This window comes from Ruminococcus gauvreauii, assembly GCF_025151995.1.
Classification (GTDB): Bacteria; Bacillota; Clostridia; order Lachnospirales; family Lachnospiraceae; genus Ruminococcus_G; species Ruminococcus_G gauvreauii.
In genome coordinates, this window is sequence record NZ_CP102290.1 from 1,114,095 (window position 1) to 1,132,112 (window position 18,018).

Consider the following 18,018-nt stretch of genomic DNA (forward strand, 5'->3'; position numbering starts at 1 on the left):
GCCTTTCTATCCATTATTCTCATCATCCCCGAACAGAATATCCGAACCAACTGCCTGTTCTACGGATTTTTTTACCCCTTTGATGCCGGCTCCTGTATTTCCCGACACGCCGGGTATCAGGATGATGGCCGGAAGCAGATTTTCTTTGTATTTCTCAATGAGTCCTTCAAGCTCGGCGGCCATCGCCTCTGTGATATAAATCACGCCATATTTTCCTCCTGAAGCCAGCTGCTTCAGTATTTTTTCTCCTTCTTCCCGGGTGGATACCGGAAATGTCTCAAGACCGAGTGTCGCGAACCCGAAGATGCTGTCGTATGCACCCATAACTGCAATTCTAAACATACATTTCCCTTAGCCTTTCCCGGATTGACTGCTCCGGAAAGTCATTGAGCTTGCCGGTCAGAATAATTCGCACCGTTTTTATTTCATTCTCCCTTGCCAGAATATAAGCGATCAGCGGTCCTACGGAAAACGGCTGATATTTCTGAGGCCGGATCGTTTCGATCAGGCGGTTGTCACACCAGCATTCAAATGCTGATGAGGACTCACCGAGTGCCTCAGCCGCCTCTCTGAATCCTGCTGAAATCAGATATTCACAGATCGCTTCAAAGCTCTGAAGCGCCGCCTTGCAGAGCGCCTCGATATTCAGACTTTCACACTCTGCCATGGATCGCTTCATAAATTCCAGAGATTTTTTCGTCCGCTGTGCCCGCACTGCAATTTTTATATCAGTGACGGCTACCAGAGACTCCGCATAGTCTTTTACGATCCTGTCTTTTGACTGCTGTCCCGCCTGGTAAATGGCGCTCAGCGCCGCCTGGTCCAAAATCGCGTCGCACAGCTGTCCATCCCTCGAATGAAGCAGTGTTTCATATGCCTCCTTTGCCGGTTCCTGCATAAAATCAGGAAGACTCGAAAAGTCTTTTTCCCGTACGATTCGCAGCATATCTTCACGCCCGATCGGGCACTCTTCATAAAATATATTTTGATTAATCTCTTCTGTGCAGACCTCTTTTATGGCCGCCTTCAGATTATGGAACAGATTCTGGTAAGATAATACATCAAATGGCTTCATATCTGAGACCATCCCCCGAATTGTCTCCCAGGTTTTCTCCCGTTCCCGTTTCAATATTGCATCCGCGTCCGCCTCTCCCTGAGGGTCACCCCACCCCCGTTCCTGCAGAAAAGCGATACAGCCTTCAAACGAATCGCAGGCTATCAGCTGTTCCAGCGTTGCAGCAGAGAACAGCGAAACTTCCAGGGCACGGATCCGCGCGACCGCGTAGGTGTAATCAATATCAGACATGTATAACCCTCCTCGGTTTTAAGGCGCGTCAGGAAAATAAAAATTCGTGAACGCGGTCTACAAGCTGTTCCTGTTTCGTATCAAACAGTGCCCTAAACGTACAGTTTTCTTCTATTCCTCCATAGATCAGGAGGAAACCGCCCTCGATGTTCCCCGCTTCATCAGAAACTTTCAGGGAACCGCTTTTTTTAGCGGCAATCATTTTTACCTTCGCCTTGAATCCAAACGGCAGCCTGGCGAGATCTTTCTTTGAAAAGCAGATGATACCCTCCTCCGGACGGATGAATTCTTCCAGCATCTTTTCGATATATTCGAAATATGATGTGTCATCTGCATTCACCATCTCCTGATATGCCTTTTCGATCACATCTGAGATGAGCGCCTGTTTTGCCTTGAGAATTTCCGTTCGTTTCTGAAAGTCTGCACGGGACTTCACACGCTCCCTGTAGTTTTTACAGTCGGCGTCTGATTTGTTCAGAACAGCCGCTGCCTGTTTCTCTGCTTCTTCCCTCGCCGCATCTGTGATATTTTTTGCTTCCACTTCAGCTGCTTTGATTTTCTGCTGAGCTACGCTGCTGGCTTCTTCCGCGATCTGCTTGATAATCTTATCCAATCCAGTCATCTATCAGCTCTCCTTTTTCTACCGGTTTATACGGGGATTCCAAAGATTGCAAGTATGGAAACCAGCAGAGCAAGGATCGCATATGTCTCCACCATCGCAGGGAACAGAATCGCTTTACCAAACTGTTCCGGTTTCTTTGCGATGATGCCGATTGATGCTACCGCAGTTCTTCCCTGATTTCTTGCCGAAATCAAACCTACGATGCCGATCGGCAGGCAGGCTGCAAAGATCAAAAGACCGGTAGACACGCTGATATCTGCCAGATTTCCTCCCAGCACACCCACCTTGGATAATGTCAGGAAAGCTACCAGAAGACCATAAATACCCTGTGTACCCGGCAGCAGCTGAAGAATCAGTACCTTGGCAAATTTATCCGGATCCTCAGTCACCACTCCCGCGGCAGCCTGACCTGCTACGCCGACACCGTATGCGGAACCCATGCCCGCAAGAATCACTGCAATTGCTGCTCCCGCTAATGCCCAAACAATACCACTCATAGAATTTTTTCCTCCTTAATATCTACATATTTTGTATTCTTTTTAAAGGGGTTGAATGCTCTTCCCCCGCCTTCATAAAACTTTCCGAAAAATTCCACATACTGCAGACGACAGGTATGCACATATGCTCCCAGCAGGTTGATTCCGATATTAAACGTATGTCCGACGATAAAAACCAGAATAAACAGAATCGCACCCAGGATTCCTCCGCCCGCCATGCTGCCCATCTGATTAAACACAGAAGCCATGACCCCTGTCGCGAGTCCCAGTGCCAGCAGTCGTGAATAGGATAATATGTCACTGAGCCAGCCTGTAATATTGTAAAGATCATAGGCTCCCAGGGCAATGCGGACACCGAAATTCTTCGAAGAGCGTCCCGACATCAGCAGGATTCCCAGTGCTCCGCCGAGAGCCAGCACCTTGCTCAGCGTAATCACCGCTGCCGGAAAATGAAATGTCATCTTGGAAATCGAAGCAAACATTTCCGTCGGAAGCAGCATCAGTACCAGTCCCACCAGCAGGCAGAACCAGAGAACAACATCGCAGAAGAAATCCATGTACTTCCGGTCTCTCAGACACATATATCCTTTCATGCCCAGTCCTGTAAAGAGATGAATCAGGCCAAACAGCATGGAATACACCAGTAGCTTCATCGGATCATTCAGCGGCACAAACCAAAGCGCCGGTATCGTCACTTCGCGTCCAAAAAACGTTCCAGACACCACCGTGATCAGATCTCCGAAGTATCCGCCGAACATGATTCCCCAGAATAACGTGGAAACACCGCACCAGAAAAATAACTGTACAGACTTTTTCAGGCTCTCACCCATCCGGGGGAATTTTACCAGCATGGCTCCGCAGGCGATCATCACGATCAGACCGTACGCCGCATCCGAAAGCATCAGTCCGAACAGAAAGACATAAAATATCGACATCACCATCGTCGGATCCATCTCTCCTTTACCCGGCAGGCCGAACGAAGCAAGCACGCCTTCCGCTGACTGTGCGAATTTATTATTTTTAAGAAGAACCGGCGGCTCTTCTTTCTCCGAGACCTCCTCCAGTTCAGCCATCGCCTCAAAATTCTGTACCAGATCATCTGCAACCGCCTGTGCTTTTTCCTGTGGAACATAGCCGCTGATGAAGAACACATTTTCTGTCTGCGGCAGCTTTCCCAGCACCTCATATTTATCGGCACGCATCCGGAAATAGTCGGCTGTGAACTTCAGGTTCTGCCTTTCATCCTGACAGGCTGTCATCTTCTGCTTTAATTCCTGTATCTCCATCTCGAGTACCTGTTTCTCTTCCTCGAGTTTTTCCCTGATCGCTTCCGGCTTTTTCCTCGGAAGCTGTGAAGGATATGCAAATCCAATTGATCGAAGCGCCGTCTCGACCCGCATTCTGTCTGCCTTAATACACATGACCGCCAGATACGTAAAATCTTTGTCCGTAGAAATGATTTCAAAGTCGATCGCTTCTACCTCCGGTGCATGCTGCGCAAACACAGTATACAATTCTTCCAGAGTCATCACCTGCGGAAGTGTTCCGATCAGAATATCGGTCTGCTGCGTTCCCCTGTAACTCATCGGAATTCCAAGCGGCAGCCAGGGAGTCAGTCCTTCTATCTGTGTATCCAGCTTCTGTATCCCTGCTATGTGTTCCGCAATCCCTTTATCCAGATCTATCAGTTTTCTCGCTACAGCGATATATTTATCACGCTGTTCTACGATCTCTTCATACTGCGTCTGCTCAATCAGGGGCTTTCCTGCCAGGCTGGAAAACATCGACTGACTCTCAGGCAGATATTTCTGCAGTACTTCAAGTCCGCGTTCTGCAGTCTGTGCATATTTCAGGAAACCACTTCTGGAACCGGAAGTATCCATCCTGAACAGCCCGCTGTCGTCTTCCAGACGGATATCCACTTCAACAGCTCCGAGTGACTGCAGCCGTTCCAGCACTGCCTTCCTGTGCTTTTTGAGGGCACAGATTGAAATCCGCTGCATTTTCAATACTGCCATACCCGCATCCCTCCTTACTTTTTTAAATTTTTTCAGATCACCTCAGAAATCAGCATCCGGACGGCTTCTGATTCTTTTTGGGATGCAGTCTCTTTTAATTCTGCGATCATCTTACCAGCTTCCTGCAGGGACTGTTCCTCCAGCGTCTTCCCATACTCCTGTTCCGCTGCAAGGCGCCTGGACGCTTCCTCTCTGGCCTGTTCCACTCGCTCTGCAACCATTCGCGCCGCATCTTCTTTTGCATTTTGAATCATGGACTGCGCCTTTTCCTCCGCTTCCTTTACCACTTCGCCGGACTTTGTCTCCGCTTCTTTTACAGCTTTAATCGTATCTTCTAGCAACACCGTCACCACCCTTCTTACTATTACATAAATATACCTGAATGTTAAAAGTTTGTCAATCAATTAGCGAGCTTTTTTTTCTTTTTTTTCAAATTTACTGAATATTATACCAGAATTCCAGTATTTATCATAACCTATTTATGAAATCTTATCCGCAAATTTGTACGTTATAGTTTTATCAAATGATAATGTCTCTGCAACATCCACTTTATGTAAATACTGCCCATAACAGAACAAAAAATGCATGGATCCGTTTAACAGTTCCATGCATTTTTTATAGAATTTTATAAAATATATTATGCTTTAAATATCAGTGCTTTTACCAGGATGCTGACACCCCCTAAAATAAACACCGCATTGATCAGGCGATTCGCCGTCTTCTCATTCAGGCGCAGATCGATCCTGCTTCCGATCATTATTCCAAAGACTGCCGCCGGTATGGAGAGCAGTGTGATTCCCACCGTGAACATACTGAACATGCCGTTTATCGCATACATGATCAGGCGAAATACATTTTCAAACACAAAGATAAAACATACATTGGCCCTGAATTGCTGCCTGTTAGCCACCCGGCGTTCCAGATATGCCAAAAACAGCATATTGATGCCGAACAGACCGGAGAGAAATCCGGAGATCACAGAGATCAGTCCCATGATAACAGGGTTGTTTTTTGTGGTTATCTCCTGATCCCGCTTTCTTGTCAGCATCTCCACACCCAGTCCGATGATCAGCACACCGAGCAGGGCCTTTATGATCCACGGAGACCCAACTTTCAAAAACAGAATGCCCGGAACGACGCCGATCATGATACAGACGGCGATCGGCAATGCGAGTCTCGGCAGAAAAGATTTTCTGTTTTTCACTGACATATATATATTGACACAGGTATCTACCGGAAGCACTCCCGGAGTGATAAACTTATTGTCAATTCTCATCGCCATGACAGGATTTGCTATCAGTGGATTGCCAAACCCGACAAGCCCTTTAATGATATAACCGATAAACTGCGCAACAAAAATCAGGATTCCCAGTTCTAACGTCATTTTCATACTTGTTTCCCCCAGTTTGCATTTTCCGTTCAAATAAAAAAGATTGCGCTCTCGCGCAATCTCCGCGCGCGAGCGGACTGCAAAGCAGTAGTTTCCTTTCCGCGAGCTGTGCATCTATGCACGAAGTGCATTTTATTACATAGGAGGTTCCGGAGGAATTTCCTAGTAATAAAAAAGATGCCGCGCAGCACTATGTCTTCACGGCATCTTTCCTGCTTGTTCTGTATTAAGTTTACCCCTGCATTTTAGTATGTGCAAGCGCTTTCCTGACATTTGATCAAATTGTGCAGAAAATCGAAAGTTTTATCCTATCTCTACACTTTCATTGCGCAGCTCGGCAACCACTTCCTTCAGCCTGCGGCTGTAATACCTGTAGTTCTCCAGCGGTGTGTGCGGTGCCGCCTGATGATCGGTACACACGATGCAGCCGCCCTGTTTGATCACCGGGCGCAGACGGTCCAGTTCCGCCTCAATGGCCTCTTCCCCCTCGATGATGCACAGCTTGTTGAATCCGCCAATGAATTTCAGTGTCGGGAACTCTTCCCTGACTTTTACGATATCCACACCCGCATTTACATCGACCGGGAGTACCCCGTCCAGCCCGCATTCCAGGATCTTCGGAATCATGATCGTAAAGTCGCCGTCTGTGTCCATGATCACGTTCTGTACGCCGCGTTCTCTCAGGAACGGGATGATCTCCTTATAGTACGGTGTCATAAACTCTTCGAAGATATCCGGGGAGATCATCGGCCCTGTCTTTCCACTTAAGTCCTCCTCAAAGAACACCAGGCTCGGTGTCACGATCTTCAGGATGCCGTCCAGATGCTCTTTGTATACATCCGTCACAAAGCGGCAGATGTCCTGCAGCACTTCCGGCTCATCGTAGTAAGCATACAGCTGTTCTTCATTTCCCATCAGGAACCGTGGTGTCCAGAAGAATCCGCTGACACGCAATCTTACGACGAAGTCTTTGTTTTTGCAGCCCTCACGGAACCGTCCGTATGCCTTCTCCATGTTCTCCGGTGTGAGATGGATCCTGATCTGTTCCTGGATATGTGCCTTGTACTCCAGCCAGTCTTCCATGCAGGTCACCACCGGTTTTACCGGGGTCACAAGGCTTCCGTCCTTCGGGTATTTCCGAATCCAGCCGTCACGGTCCCTTTTGATCACATACTCATCGGTCTCTTCCCTGATCTCTTCCTCGTAGGAAATGAACGGGATACGGAATGCGATCCGGATCACCGGGTCCCAGCCGAGTCCTGTCTCATGACGGAATACCGGTTCTGCCATCATGGTATTGTAATAATCCTGCCATGGCTCATACGGCTCGTTATAGGCGTACAGGTTATCGGTCGGCAGTGTCGCGAAATGTACCTGCTTAAGGAAACCTGTATCATACCCCTGCTCTGCCCAGTTGGCCACTGTTTTGTCCCATGGATACATACTCTCCTCGATACACCCGCGGTCCAGACCTTCATTTGAAAAACTTAACGTTGCAACTTCTCTCTCCCATGCATTCATTGTTATTTCTCCTTTCAATTACTGTTTTTATTTTTTCAAGCACAAAACATAGTCACTGCAAAATAATACTTTCAAAAAAATCTGTACAGTTTTTTTATTTTGTCAATTCTTCTGAAAGTCCTTGTTTTCTGCATTTCTTCTTTGTTTCTATACTGAGTATAGCATGATTTTCATATACCATGTGAGCACAATACAACACGATACTAGCACAATACGCAAATATTTTTTTATCCTTATTGTGCAGGAAAGACCCTGTGATTTTATTTTTATCACAAGGCCCTTCAGCTCTTTAATTATTATGCTTTTCTTGCGTTCTTTCTCATATCCATCGCTACGGCTCCGACGATGATCAGGCCCTTGATGATATTACTGAAGTTATCATTCACGCCGATCAGTACCAGGCCGTTGTTGATGACACCCAGGATCAGGATACCGCAGAGGACTCCTGTCACGCGGCAGATACCTCCCGTATGCGATGTCCCGCCGACGGTTGCCGCCGCGATCGCATCCAGCTCGTAGTTCAAACCGGAGTTTGCAGGGTCCGCAGATCCCGCACGTCCTGCCAGCAGGATTCCGCCGAGGGCTGCACAGGCGCCGCACCATACGTATGTCAGCACCAGGTTTCTCTCTACGTTGATACCAGCCACACGCGCTGCCTGGTCATTTCCTCCGATCGCATATAAGCTCTTTCCGAAACGGGTCTGCCCCAGGATAAAGGCTGCGATTCCGAAGACAATCAAAAATACCACGATGATGATCGGGATCGGGCCAATCTTGCCGCTTCCCAGCCAGCGGTAGCCGTCTGACAGGTTCGATACCGGGCGCGTCGTGAAGATCTTCGCTGCCGCACGGCAGATCAGCTGGCCGCCCAGTGTCGCGATGAATGCCGGCATCTTCGTGTATGCGATCAGCGCACCCTGGATCGCCCCGATGGCGATACCCATCACCATGCCGAGCAGGATTGCCACAATCGCCGGTACCTGCACGCCGAAGTTTGCCAGCGCCTTTGTCGCCAGGTCCACCGGCTGTACCAGTGCACCGGTCACACACGCGATCAGCGCCGCGGATGCACCGATCGACAGGTCAATCCCCCGCGTCAGGATCGCAAATGCCACACCGAAGGCCATGATTCCCTTGATGGACTCGCCCGTCAGCAGGGTCCGCAGGTTGGCGATCGTTAAGAATTTCGGGTTGATGATACTTACAAGGATGACCAGGACGATCAGCACGATCCAGATCATATTATCAGATAAGCGTTTCTTTGTTTTCGCGTTCATTTGGTTGCCCCCTTCTAATTCGCTTTGGCTTCCACTTCATGGGAAGTCGCATATTTCATGATCAATTCCTGTGAGAATTCCGAACGGTCCAGGATTCCGCTCACATGCCCTTCGTGCATCACCACCATGCGGTCCGCCACTCCCATGACTTCCGGCATCTCCGATGATACCACGATGATCGCTTTCCCCTGGCCTGCCAGTTCCGACAGCAGGGCATGGATCTCGGACTTCGCCCCGACGTCGATTCCTCGCGTCGGCTCGTCCACGATCAGCACGTCCGGGTTGGTCAGCAGCCATCTTCCGACCAGCACCTTCTGCTGGTTCCCTCCGGACAGGTTCTGGATAGGGGTTTCCATTGTCGGGGTCTTCACCCGGATCTTATCTATGTACGTCTGCGCGTCCTCACGCATCTTCTTCGCATTCAGCGGCATCCCGTACGCCTTCAGGTTCAGGTTTGCCATCACCATGTTCTCACGCACGCTCAACAGCCCCACGATCCCGTTCCCGCGCCGGTCTTCCGTCAGCAGGCTGATGTGGTTCTCGATCGCATCCTTCGGGCTTTTGATCTCCAGCTCTTTCCCGTCCTTGATGATCTTCCCGGACGTCTTGTGCCGCATCCCGAAGATCGTCTCCATCGTCTCCGTCCGGCCTGCTCCCACAAGCCCTGCGAATCCCAGGATCTCTCCCTTCCTCAGCTCAAACGACACGTGCTGCACCAGCCGCCCTGCGCACAGGTCCTCCACCTTCAGCACCACTTCCCCGATCGGGCATTCCGTCTTCGGGAACATATCCGTGATCTCGCGCCCTACCATCAGCTGGATCAGCTTGTCCTGCGTCAGGTTCTCCGCGCGGTCCGTCGCGATGTACTCGCCGTCCCGGTATACCGTGATGTCATCACTGATCCGGAAGATCTCGTCCATCTTATGCGAAATATAAACAATGGCTACGCCTTTTTCTTTCAAATCTGCAATAATCTTAAACAGGTCCTCAACCTCTGACTCCGTCAGGGCGGAGGTCGGCTCATCCATGATTACGATCGACGAATCATAGGACACCGCCTTTACAATCTCGACCATCTGCATTTTTGCGACGGTCAGGTCTTTCATCTTCTCATGCGGGTCTATGTCCAGCCCCATGCGCTGAAACAGTTCCACGCAGTCGTCATACATCTTCTTGTGGTCGGTCAGGATCCCTTTCTTCGGTTCCCTTCCCAGCCATACGTTGTCACACACGGAGCGTTCATATACCGGGGAGAGCTCCTGATGGATCATCGAAATCCCCGCATCCAGTGCTTCCTGTGTGGATTTATAACTGACTTCTTTTCCTTTATAGATAATCTTTCCTGATGTTACCGGCTGGATGCCGATCAGGCATTTCATCAATGTGGATTTTCCGGCACCGTTCTCGCCCATCAGCGTATGTACGGTTCCGGGGCGTACTTTTAACTGAACGCCCTTCAATGCGCGAACTCCAGGGAATTCTTTTACGATATCATGCATCTCCAGAACATATTCTTCACTCAAACCCATTCACCTCAGTCCTAGTCTTATATCGACAGATGCCGGTCGAAGACCGGCATCTGTCACCAATGTTTATAGTTGGCTGTTAAGCAAAATCAGTCGTAGTCAGCTACGTTTGTCTTGTCAACGCGCTCAAACGGAACCCAGATAATGAATTCATTTTCAGCATCTACGCTGTATTCGCTTCCTTCGTTGGCAGCCTTTCCTTCCAGCAGGTTCTTTGCTGCCAGTACGGCAGTTTTTCCCTGACCGATCGCATTCTGGAATGCACTCATAGCCATCTGACCTTCTGCAATAGATTTACGCCCGTCTGTAGATGCATCAATTCCCACGATCGGAACGCTTGCAGGATCCTGTCCTACATCGATCATAGCCTCAACAGCGCCTAATGCCATCGCATCATTATTGGCAATAATACAGTCAAACTCTGTTGTGTCCAGAACAGGTGTTATCATATCCTGTGCCTCTGCACGATTATAATCTGCAACGAGAGGAGCAGTTGCCTCTGTCGCGTTGATTCCTCTGTCTTTTAATCCGTTTAATGCAGAGTCTGTTCTGAGTGTTGTCGCAGTCAGACCATAATTTCCGCTCAGCAGAATGTATTTGATATCCGTCTGCCCTTTTTCTTCAAAGTACTCTGACAGATATTCTGCCTGGAGATCACCTGCCTGATTCTCATCAGAACCGACGTAAACGGCATTTTCATTCAGGAGACTCAGGTCCGTAGGATATCTGTTTACAAACACAACCTTCATATCACCGGCTGCATCAATACATTCCTGACCTGTCTCCGGGTCTACCATATTAACGATAACTGCTTTCTGACCGTCGTTTTTCGCTGTCTCAATAAACTGCAGCATTTTACTCGTATCCTTCTGAGCATCCTGAGTAACCAGGTCAATTCCTATCTCCTCCGCCGCGGCAAGTGCTCCGGATTCCATCTCACTCAGCCACTCATCACGGTCGGATAATATCATGGTTACTCTCAGATCTTCTGCAGATGCTTCGTCTTCGGATGCGTCTCCCGCCTCTTCTGTTGTCGCCGCCGATGCGGAATCGTCTGATTTTTCCGTGTCTGTGCTGCCCTGACCGCATGCTGTCAATGTACCAATGATCAGACACCCTGCCATAATACCAGCTAATACTCTCTTCTTCATTTTTTAAATGCCTCCCTTTGTTTCACCTTTTTAATAGTTTCTGGAATCTTTTGATTCCGTTTTTATAAAATCCCCCGTCCTCTTGGTCAGAGGTGATTTCCTATTACTATTAGCACTTAATCCAGCGCTCTATTAACAACAAATAAGTACATTTTCCCAAAATGTATGTTTTAGTAATTCTTTGCAAAAATCCCACGAATATTGTGCGTTTTTCACAATTAATATTAATTATTTTTGTTGTTTTTGTACATTTCGTTGTTTTCTAAATTGAGTATAGCACAGAATTCTCACTTTCTATGAGCACAATATGAGACGATACAAGCACAAAACGCAACAGCTTCTCCTGTTCTTTATCATGTAAACGTGCACGCATGTTTATAACAATCGTATTATTTTTTTATCTGATAGAGCAAAAAAATAGCGCCGCAAAACATCTCGTTTTACGGCGTCTCCATTTCCCACATATTTAATCACGGATACTCTTAAAATATTTCGGTGAATATCCCATCACTTTCTTAAACATCCTGGAATAGTAATTGGAATCAAAAATACCAACTCTGGCAGCTGCATCGGCGATCGTCGATTTATCCAGTTCCAGATACTCCAGTGACTTCACGATGCGCATCCGGTTCAGATAATCCACAGGCGTCAGGCCCGTGACATCTTTAAAAATTGACCGAAAATAACTGGGACTCATGAAACTCTGTTCAGCCAGACTGGAAAAATCAATTTTTTCATCCAGATGTTCTTCGATATACACCAGTGCATCAAAAATCATATCTTTCTTCTGATTAGAATGGTGATTGATTTTCTCCGCCCTCCTGATCTGCACACGGCTGAGCGTAACCAGAATCAGCTGCAGATAGGCTGATTTTGCATATTCCAGGTTGATTTCCTTATTCTCCTGTTCCCTGACCATCTCCCGCAGCAATGACTCTACATAGCTGAGTTCCGTACTGTTCAGGTGAATGATTCCCTGGGCATTCAGGTTCGCCTGACGAACATTACTCTCTGTACCAGTGTCCTCAAGGCTGACATACTGAAGCAGCTCCTCCCACTGTCTCTTAATGTCCTCACTCTTCTCTCCCATCCGGGTGCTCTGCAGCATCTGATTGTTCTCATAGCTTAACTGTTCCGGATAAAAGAGACAGTTGATGATGCTCACCTGTGCCTGAATCTCATACCCATGCGGCTGGTTAGGCTCGATCATAAAGATGTCCCCCGGAATCAGGGGCACCTGTACGCCGCGGTAATTGTGAATACAGGAACCTTTTGTGATCAGCGTAAACTCGTAGAACCGGTGGCAGTGCATTTCTACAGATTTTTGATCATTCCACATCTCGACCGAAATCGGAGTAGAATCATATACTTTGAATTTTTTATATGGATACTGGCTTTTTCCCGAAATCTGTGCTTTTTGTGTCATTGCCGCTGCCTCCCGCGATAAAAATAATACTAATGATGAAAATCTTCTATATATGATTATCCCAAAAATCCTTACATACTGCAAGGTTAACACGGAATTATGATCTTCCATTAGCACAATATGACCCGATGCAAGCACAATACGCAAATGAGTCGTGATTTTATTTTTCTCCCCGGCACTCCGCCATTACCTCGCCCAGCCGTTTTACATAATACTGATAATACTCCCACGGCGTATCTGGAGCCGCCTGATGATCGATTCCGCACAGATACCCGCCCTGGCGGATTACCGGTTCCAGACGTTTGAATTCCCGGTCGATCGCCTCCGGTCCCTTCAGCAGTTCCAGCTTATTAAACCCGCCGATCAGTTTCAGCGACGGATACTGCTCTCTCACCTTTACAATGTCGACACCTGCATTGACATCAATCGGTAAAAAACCTTCCACACCAGACTCCATGAAATTTGGAATCAATTTTGTAAAATCACCGTCCGTATCCACGATTACGTGTCCGACTCCCCGCTCCTTCAGGAACGGTATGATTTCCTCATAACACGGGCGCAGGAATTCATCAAATGTATCCGGCGATATCATCGGCCCGGTTTTTCCGCTCAGGTCCTCCTCAAAGAACAGCACGCCCGGTTTTACGATCTTCAGGATTTTATCCATCTGTTCTTTATAGATATCCAGCTGGAAGCGGTGAATGTCCCGGATCATCTCCGGATAATCATACCACGCATACAGCATCGGCTCATTGTCCATCAGGTCCCGAAGAATCCAGAAGAATCCCATCAGGCGAAACCGTATCGGGTATTCTCCGCTCTCACTGATTTTTCTGTATTTTCCGTACATCTTTTCCATGTTTTCATCGGTACAGTATTTCCGATAAGCCTCCAGCGTATGTGCCTTGTGTTTTTCCCATGATTCCTCATCCCATACAATCGGTTTCACCGGTATGGCATCCAGCGAAGTCTCCACAGTTTTATGTTTGTAATATCTTCTCTGCCACCCGTCAACGTCTCTCCTCACAAAGGTCTCATCGTCTTCTTCCAGCACTTTCTCCTCATAACTCAGAAACGGAATACGAAATGCCATGCGCACCAGCGGATCATAGCCGATCTCTTTCTCCAGTTCAAACACCTCGTCTGCCAGCACTGTCATATAATAGTGTTCATACGGCTCAATTTCACGATCCCTCGGCAGAAATCCAATCTCCGTCGGTACCGGAGGCGTCTTCATCTTTTTTGTAAAATCCGACTTCAGGCCGGACGCTTCCCAGCCTGCCACCGTCAGATCCCACGGCTCCATTGTCTCCTCTTTTGCCCCCCTGTCCAGTCCCTCATTGGAAAAACACAGGGTTTTGTACTCTCTTTCTTTTGCTGTCATTTCCTTTCCTCCGCTTTTTCTCTTTATTCTTTCGATCCTTTACTCTTAACATCCAGCAGTACGGCACCGATGATGATCGCACCTTTCACAACCTGCTTCCAGTTCGGATCGACACCGAAAATCGTCAATGCATTTTCAATAACTGCAATCAGCAGGGCCCCGATCACAACCCCATACCATTTTCCAGCACCGCCTGACATGGAGACGCCGCCGATCACAACCGCGGTCACCGCATCCATCTCATAAGTCACACCCATTGTCGGGGACCCCTGGTTCGTCCTGGACGCCATCAGAAGTCCGGCAAGTCCGGAACAGAGGCCCGAAATAACATAGACCAGCAGCAAGTGCGCCTTTACATTGATACCGGAAACCCTGGCCGCAACACTATTTCCTCCGATCATATAGACGTGACGCCCAAATACCGTTTTATTCAGTATAAAGGCAAAAACCAGCGCCGTCCCAATGAAGTAAAATGACAGATAGGGAATCCCCGCCAGGGAACCGGATGACATGTTAGTAAACGTCTCCGACAGGTTGATAACCGGTATTCCGCCGCTAAAAACCAGTGCCAGTCCACGGGCGATACTCATCGTTCCCAGAGTGATGATAAATGGAGGCAGTCCCCCGTAAGCCACGCCAACGCCGTTGGTCATCCCAAATACAGCCCCTGCCAGCAGTGCAATCAGCACAGAAACAATCAGCGGATACTCTCCCGGATGCGCAAACAGCGCCGCACAGACTCCGGAAAATCCTACGATCGATCCCATCGACAGATCAATCCCCGCCGTGATCACTACGATCATCATTCCAAACGCCAGAATGCCGTTCACAGACGCCTGTTTGACGACGTTCAGCAGGTTCATAGGCTTCCTGAACGTTGGTGCTGCGATTGCCAGAATTACCACCACGGCGAGAAAAATGATAATCAGGCCATAGTTCCTTAATATATTGTTTTTCTGTATTTTCTTCATCACTGTCCATCCTCCCCAAATTTTGCAGCATATGTCATGATCAGCTCCTGTGTAAAGTCTTTTCTCATAACTTCACCCGTTATCTTTCCTGCCGCCATCACGATGACCCTGTCGCAGAGTCCCATAATCTCGGGAATCTCAGATGAAATCACAACCACCGCTTTTCCCTGCTTAACCAGCTCTCCGATCAGCAGATAGATGTCACGCTTTGCCCCAACATCAATGCCCCTCGTGGGCTCATCCAGAATGATAATATCAGGTTCTGTCAGCAGCCACTTTGCCACTACCACTTTCTGCTGATTTCCGCCGCTCAGGTCTCCTGTCAGCGTATCTCTGCCGGGAGTCTTTATTTTAAGCTTTTCGATGTACTGATCTGCCTGCCTTGCCTCTTTTCCTTTGAGAATCAGTCCGCCTTTGGAGAGAGTATCGGCGAGGGAAGCCAGCGTAATATTTTCTTTTACTGAGCCCATCAGATTCAAACCGGTAAATTTTCTGTCTTCTGTGATCAATGCAATCTTATTCTTAATTGCATGACGAGGGTGTGTGATATGTAGTTCTTTTCCTTCTTTACAGATCTCTCCGCTGTCCTTCCTGCGCATGCCAAAGACGGTTTCTGCCAGCTCACTCCTGCCCGCCCCTACAAGTCCCGCAATTCCAAGAATTTCTCCTGCGTGCAGCTGGAAGCCGGCATTCTTCACTTTATTTCTATAATTCAGATTCTTTACCTCGAAGACCAGTCTGCCGATCGGCACCTGACTCTTGGGATAGACATCACTGATCTCTCTCCCCACCATCATACGGATGAGTTTTTCCTGATCCAGATTAGCCGCCTCATCATCACCAATATACTCACCGTCCCGCAGCACGGTGATGTGGTCACAGATCTGAAAGATCTCGTCCATCTTATGTGAGATATAAATAATGGCCACATTATTTTTCTTCAGTCTGTCAATCTGTTCAAACAGCGTGGTGATTTCTTTATCTGTGATCGCCGATGTCGGTTCATCCATGATCACCAGCCTGGCATTGATAGAAATTGCTTTTACAATCTCAATCAGCTGACACTGTGCGACACTTAATTCCCGCATCATCCGGGTCGCAGAGATCGGAATCCCAAGCGATTCCAATAATTTCTGTGTCTCTTTTTGTTCTCTCTTCTTATCCACCAGTCCGGGACCTTGTTTTAATTCCCGTCCCATGTAAACATTTTCATAAACCTGCATATCAAGCACCGGATTAAGTTCCTGGTGGATCATGGAAATTCCATGCTCCATCGCACTTTTGGGTCCCCTGATAATTTCCTTCTTTCCGTCTATCAGCACGGTTCCCGCATCCGCAGTGTAAATCCCCATCAGGATTTTCATCAGCGTCGATTTCCCCGCTCCGTTTTCCCCCATCAGGGCGTGGACCTCCCCCGGTTTTACCCGGAGGCTGACGCCCTTCAAAACTTGAACGCCCGGAAAACTTTTCTCGATATCTGTCATCTCCAATACATACTCTGACATACTGACACCTTCTCACCTTCCCTGTTCGCATTTATTCAGTGCACTGTCTTACATGTACTCTGCCGCGTTGTCTTTGGTGACAAATGCATTTTCTGTGAAATATTTGTCATCCACGCTCTTGCCATCCAGCACGTCAGTGATAACCTTCACAGCCATGTCCCCCATCTGATAGGCACTCTGGCTTACCGTTCCGAACATATTTCCGGCTTCCACCTCTTTGAGAGCGGCTGTCTGTGCATCACGCCCGGAAATATTGATCGTGACGCCCGCATCCTTACATGCCTGAAGCGCGCCGAGTGCCATCTGATCGCTCTGTCCGAGGATGGCATCCAGATCATCATACTTCTGCAGCCACGTCTCTGTGATATCCATAGCCTCATCGATCATCCAGTTTCCGCTCTGCTCCTCAACCACCTCGATCTCAGGATAGTCCTTCAGTACGGATTCATATCCGGCCGTCAGCTGAATCTGTCCCGTAGATCCCATGACTCCGTCAATGATTGCAATCTTGCCTTTACCGCCCAGCGCTTCGCAGACTTCTTTCATCTGCAGAGCAGCCGCGCCCTCGTGGTCAGCGCCGATATGTGCACTTACAAGGCTTGGGTCCGAACAGTCCTGCATAACCGTAACCATCGCAATCCCTGCCTCTTTCGCTGATTTCATAACGGACAGACAGCCGTCACTGCTGATCGGTTCAATCATCAGTCCGTCGTATCCTTCTGTAATACAAGTCTCAATCTGTGCCACCTGCGTTGCCTGCTCATCGTTTCCGATAAAGACTTCCACTGAGATCCCCATCCCTTTCGCAGTCTCTATCGCCTGATCCCTGATTGATGTGGTCGTCTCATTCGGCACACTTGCCAGAAAAAGTGCATACCTTCTGGATTCTTTGCTGTTGTCGTCTGATGCACTTTCCGCACCCTCCTCTGATACTTTGCCGGAGTCTGTCTGCTCTTTTGTCTCTTTTTCGGTATTCCCCTGACATCCTGCCATTGCTAACACCATTGCTGCACTCAGTAAAATCACTGCCAGTTTCTTCATTGTTACTTTCCTCCTTTTTGTCGATCATTCTTTTCGTTACGTCCGTTTCCTTACGGTAATTAAAGTGTATCTCATTTCAGATATCCGTTACTAGCACATATCAAGACTATACAAGCACAATAGGAGAATTTTCTAAAATATTTGTCGATATATATTAATTCACAGAGTATTTCTCCGTGAAAATATGCCGCATTACGAAAAAACATAATGCGGCATATCTTACACTCTTATTTATTTTGCTGTAATCCCAGTCTATTCATAGTACTCCGGTGCTTCGCGGCATATTCCCAAATCCACTCAATCGATTTGAAATATCCTTCCTATTCCGTACACATCCTTCGTAAATCCTTAACCATCCAGCCAGGTTTCTATGAACCAGGGGA

General features: G+C 48.0%; 16 protein-coding genes. All 16 read right to left on the reverse strand.

Going from position 1 to position 18,018, the window contains the following annotated elements; all coding sequences use genetic code 11:
- Positions 1-6: 6 nt before the first annotated feature.
- Positions 7-342 carry a V-type ATP synthase subunit F gene (locus NQ502_RS05450; protein ID WP_028529081.1) on the reverse strand — a complete coding sequence of 112 codons (336 nt, stop codon included), beginning with the start codon at positions 340-342 and terminating at the stop codon, positions 7-9.
- Positions 335-1,306: a V0D/AC39 family V-type ATPase subunit gene (locus tag NQ502_RS05455; RefSeq protein ID WP_028529080.1), complete on the reverse strand. Its 972-nt coding sequence runs from the start codon at positions 1,304-1,306 to the stop codon at positions 335-337. Before NQ502_RS05455 ends, NQ502_RS05450 begins: the two co-directional genes overlap by 8 nt.
- A gap of 28 nt (positions 1,307-1,334) precedes the next feature.
- Positions 1,335-1,928, reverse strand: a complete 594-nt coding sequence (locus NQ502_RS05460; protein WP_028529079.1) for a V-type ATP synthase subunit E — start codon at positions 1,926-1,928, stop codon at positions 1,335-1,337.
- 26 nt (positions 1,929-1,954) lie between these two features.
- On the reverse strand, positions 1,955-2,425 hold the full coding sequence (locus NQ502_RS05465) for a V-type ATP synthase subunit K (RefSeq protein ID WP_028529078.1): 471 nt from the start codon (positions 2,423-2,425) through the stop codon (positions 1,955-1,957).
- The gene (locus NQ502_RS05470; protein ID WP_028529077.1) at positions 2,422-4,443 is read right to left on the reverse strand and encodes a V-type ATP synthase subunit I; all 2,022 of its coding nucleotides are present in this window, start codon (positions 4,441-4,443) and stop codon (positions 2,422-2,424) included. Before NQ502_RS05470 ends, NQ502_RS05465 begins: the two co-directional genes overlap by 4 nt.
- A 32-nt stretch (positions 4,444-4,475) precedes the next feature.
- On the reverse strand, positions 4,476-4,787 hold the full coding sequence (locus tag NQ502_RS05475) for a hypothetical protein (protein WP_028529076.1): 312 nt from the start codon (positions 4,785-4,787) through the stop codon (positions 4,476-4,478).
- Between the two features lie 293 nt (positions 4,788-5,080).
- The gene (locus tag NQ502_RS05480; RefSeq protein WP_028529075.1) at positions 5,081-5,833 is read right to left on the reverse strand and encodes a sulfite exporter TauE/SafE family protein; all 753 of its coding nucleotides are present in this window, start codon (positions 5,831-5,833) and stop codon (positions 5,081-5,083) included.
- Positions 5,834-6,136: 303 nt separating this feature from the next.
- A complete protein-coding gene (locus NQ502_RS05485) occupies positions 6,137-7,354 on the reverse strand; it encodes a uroporphyrinogen decarboxylase family protein (RefSeq protein ID WP_028529074.1) in 1,218 nt (405 codons plus the stop codon).
- A gap of 296 nt (positions 7,355-7,650) precedes the next feature.
- Positions 7,651-8,631 (reverse strand): ABC transporter permease, encoded by a 981-nt coding sequence (locus NQ502_RS05490; protein WP_260046564.1) that lies wholly within the window; start codon positions 8,629-8,631, stop codon positions 7,651-7,653.
- A 14-nt stretch (positions 8,632-8,645) separates the two neighbouring features.
- Positions 8,646-10,160 (reverse strand): sugar ABC transporter ATP-binding protein, encoded by a 1,515-nt coding sequence (locus NQ502_RS05495; protein WP_260046658.1) that lies wholly within the window; start codon positions 10,158-10,160, stop codon positions 8,646-8,648.
- A gap of 86 nt (positions 10,161-10,246) precedes the next feature.
- Positions 10,247-11,308: a substrate-binding domain-containing protein gene (locus NQ502_RS05500; protein WP_028530097.1), complete on the reverse strand. Its 1,062-nt coding sequence runs from the start codon at positions 11,306-11,308 to the stop codon at positions 10,247-10,249.
- Positions 11,309-11,774: 466 nt separating this feature from the next.
- Positions 11,775-12,734 carry an AraC family transcriptional regulator gene (locus NQ502_RS05505; protein ID WP_028530096.1) on the reverse strand — a complete coding sequence of 320 codons (960 nt, stop codon included), beginning with the start codon at positions 12,732-12,734 and terminating at the stop codon, positions 11,775-11,777.
- A gap of 160 nt (positions 12,735-12,894) precedes the next feature.
- The gene (locus NQ502_RS05510; protein WP_028530095.1) at positions 12,895-14,118 is read right to left on the reverse strand and encodes a uroporphyrinogen decarboxylase family protein; all 1,224 of its coding nucleotides are present in this window, start codon (positions 14,116-14,118) and stop codon (positions 12,895-12,897) included.
- Positions 14,119-14,141: 23 nt separating this feature from the next.
- Entirely contained in the window at positions 14,142-15,089 is a 948-nt protein-coding gene (locus tag NQ502_RS05515; RefSeq protein WP_028530094.1) for an ABC transporter permease, read from the reverse strand.
- Positions 15,089-16,594 (reverse strand): sugar ABC transporter ATP-binding protein, encoded by a 1,506-nt coding sequence (locus tag NQ502_RS05520; protein WP_028530093.1) that lies wholly within the window; start codon positions 16,592-16,594, stop codon positions 15,089-15,091. Before NQ502_RS05520 ends, NQ502_RS05515 begins: the two co-directional genes overlap by 1 nt.
- Before the next feature lie 48 nt (positions 16,595-16,642).
- Entirely contained in the window at positions 16,643-17,635 is a 993-nt protein-coding gene (locus NQ502_RS05525; RefSeq protein WP_049898459.1) for a sugar ABC transporter substrate-binding protein, read from the reverse strand.
- Positions 17,636-18,018: the final 383 nt, after the last annotated feature.

Coding starts and splice junctions, on each gene's coding strand:
- NQ502_RS05450 (WP_028529081.1), bottom strand. CDS start 342: ATGTTTAGAATTGCAGTTATGGGTGCATACGACAGCATCTTCGGGTTC.
- NQ502_RS05455 (WP_028529080.1), bottom strand. CDS start 1,306: ATGTCTGATATTGATTACACCTACGCGGTCGCGCGGATCCGTGCCCTG.
- NQ502_RS05460 (WP_028529079.1), bottom strand. CDS start 1,928: ATGACTGGATTGGATAAGATTATCAAGCAGATCGCGGAAGAAGCCAGC.
- NQ502_RS05465 (WP_028529078.1), bottom strand. CDS start 2,425: ATGAGTGGTATTGTTTGGGCATTAGCGGGAGCAGCAATTGCAGTGATT.
- NQ502_RS05470 (WP_028529077.1), bottom strand. CDS start 4,443: ATGGCAGTATTGAAAATGCAGCGGATTTCAATCTGTGCCCTCAAAAAG.
- NQ502_RS05480 (WP_028529075.1), bottom strand. CDS start 5,833: ATGAAAATGACGTTAGAACTGGGAATCCTGATTTTTGTTGCGCAGTTT.
- NQ502_RS05485 (WP_028529074.1), bottom strand. CDS start 7,354: ATGAATGCATGGGAGAGAGAAGTTGCAACGTTAAGTTTTTCAAATGAA.
- NQ502_RS05490 (WP_260046564.1), bottom strand. CDS start 8,631: ATGAACGCGAAAACAAAGAAACGCTTATCTGATAATATGATCTGGATC.
- NQ502_RS05495 (WP_260046658.1), bottom strand. CDS start 10,160: ATGGGTTTGAGTGAAGAATATGTTCTGGAGATGCATGATATCGTAAAA.
- NQ502_RS05500 (WP_028530097.1), bottom strand. CDS start 11,308: ATGAAGAAGAGAGTATTAGCTGGTATTATGGCAGGGTGTCTGATCATT.
- NQ502_RS05505 (WP_028530096.1), bottom strand. CDS start 12,734: ATGACACAAAAAGCACAGATTTCGGGAAAAAGCCAGTATCCATATAAA.
- NQ502_RS05510 (WP_028530095.1), bottom strand. CDS start 14,118: ATGACAGCAAAAGAAAGAGAGTACAAAACCCTGTGTTTTTCCAATGAG.
- NQ502_RS05515 (WP_028530094.1), bottom strand. CDS start 15,089: ATGAAGAAAATACAGAAAAACAATATATTAAGGAACTATGGCCTGATT.
- NQ502_RS05520 (WP_028530093.1), bottom strand. CDS start 16,594: ATGTCAGAGTATGTATTGGAGATGACAGATATCGAGAAAAGTTTTCCG.
- NQ502_RS05525 (WP_049898459.1), bottom strand. CDS start 17,635: ATGAAGAAACTGGCAGTGATTTTACTGAGTGCAGCAATGGTGTTAGCA.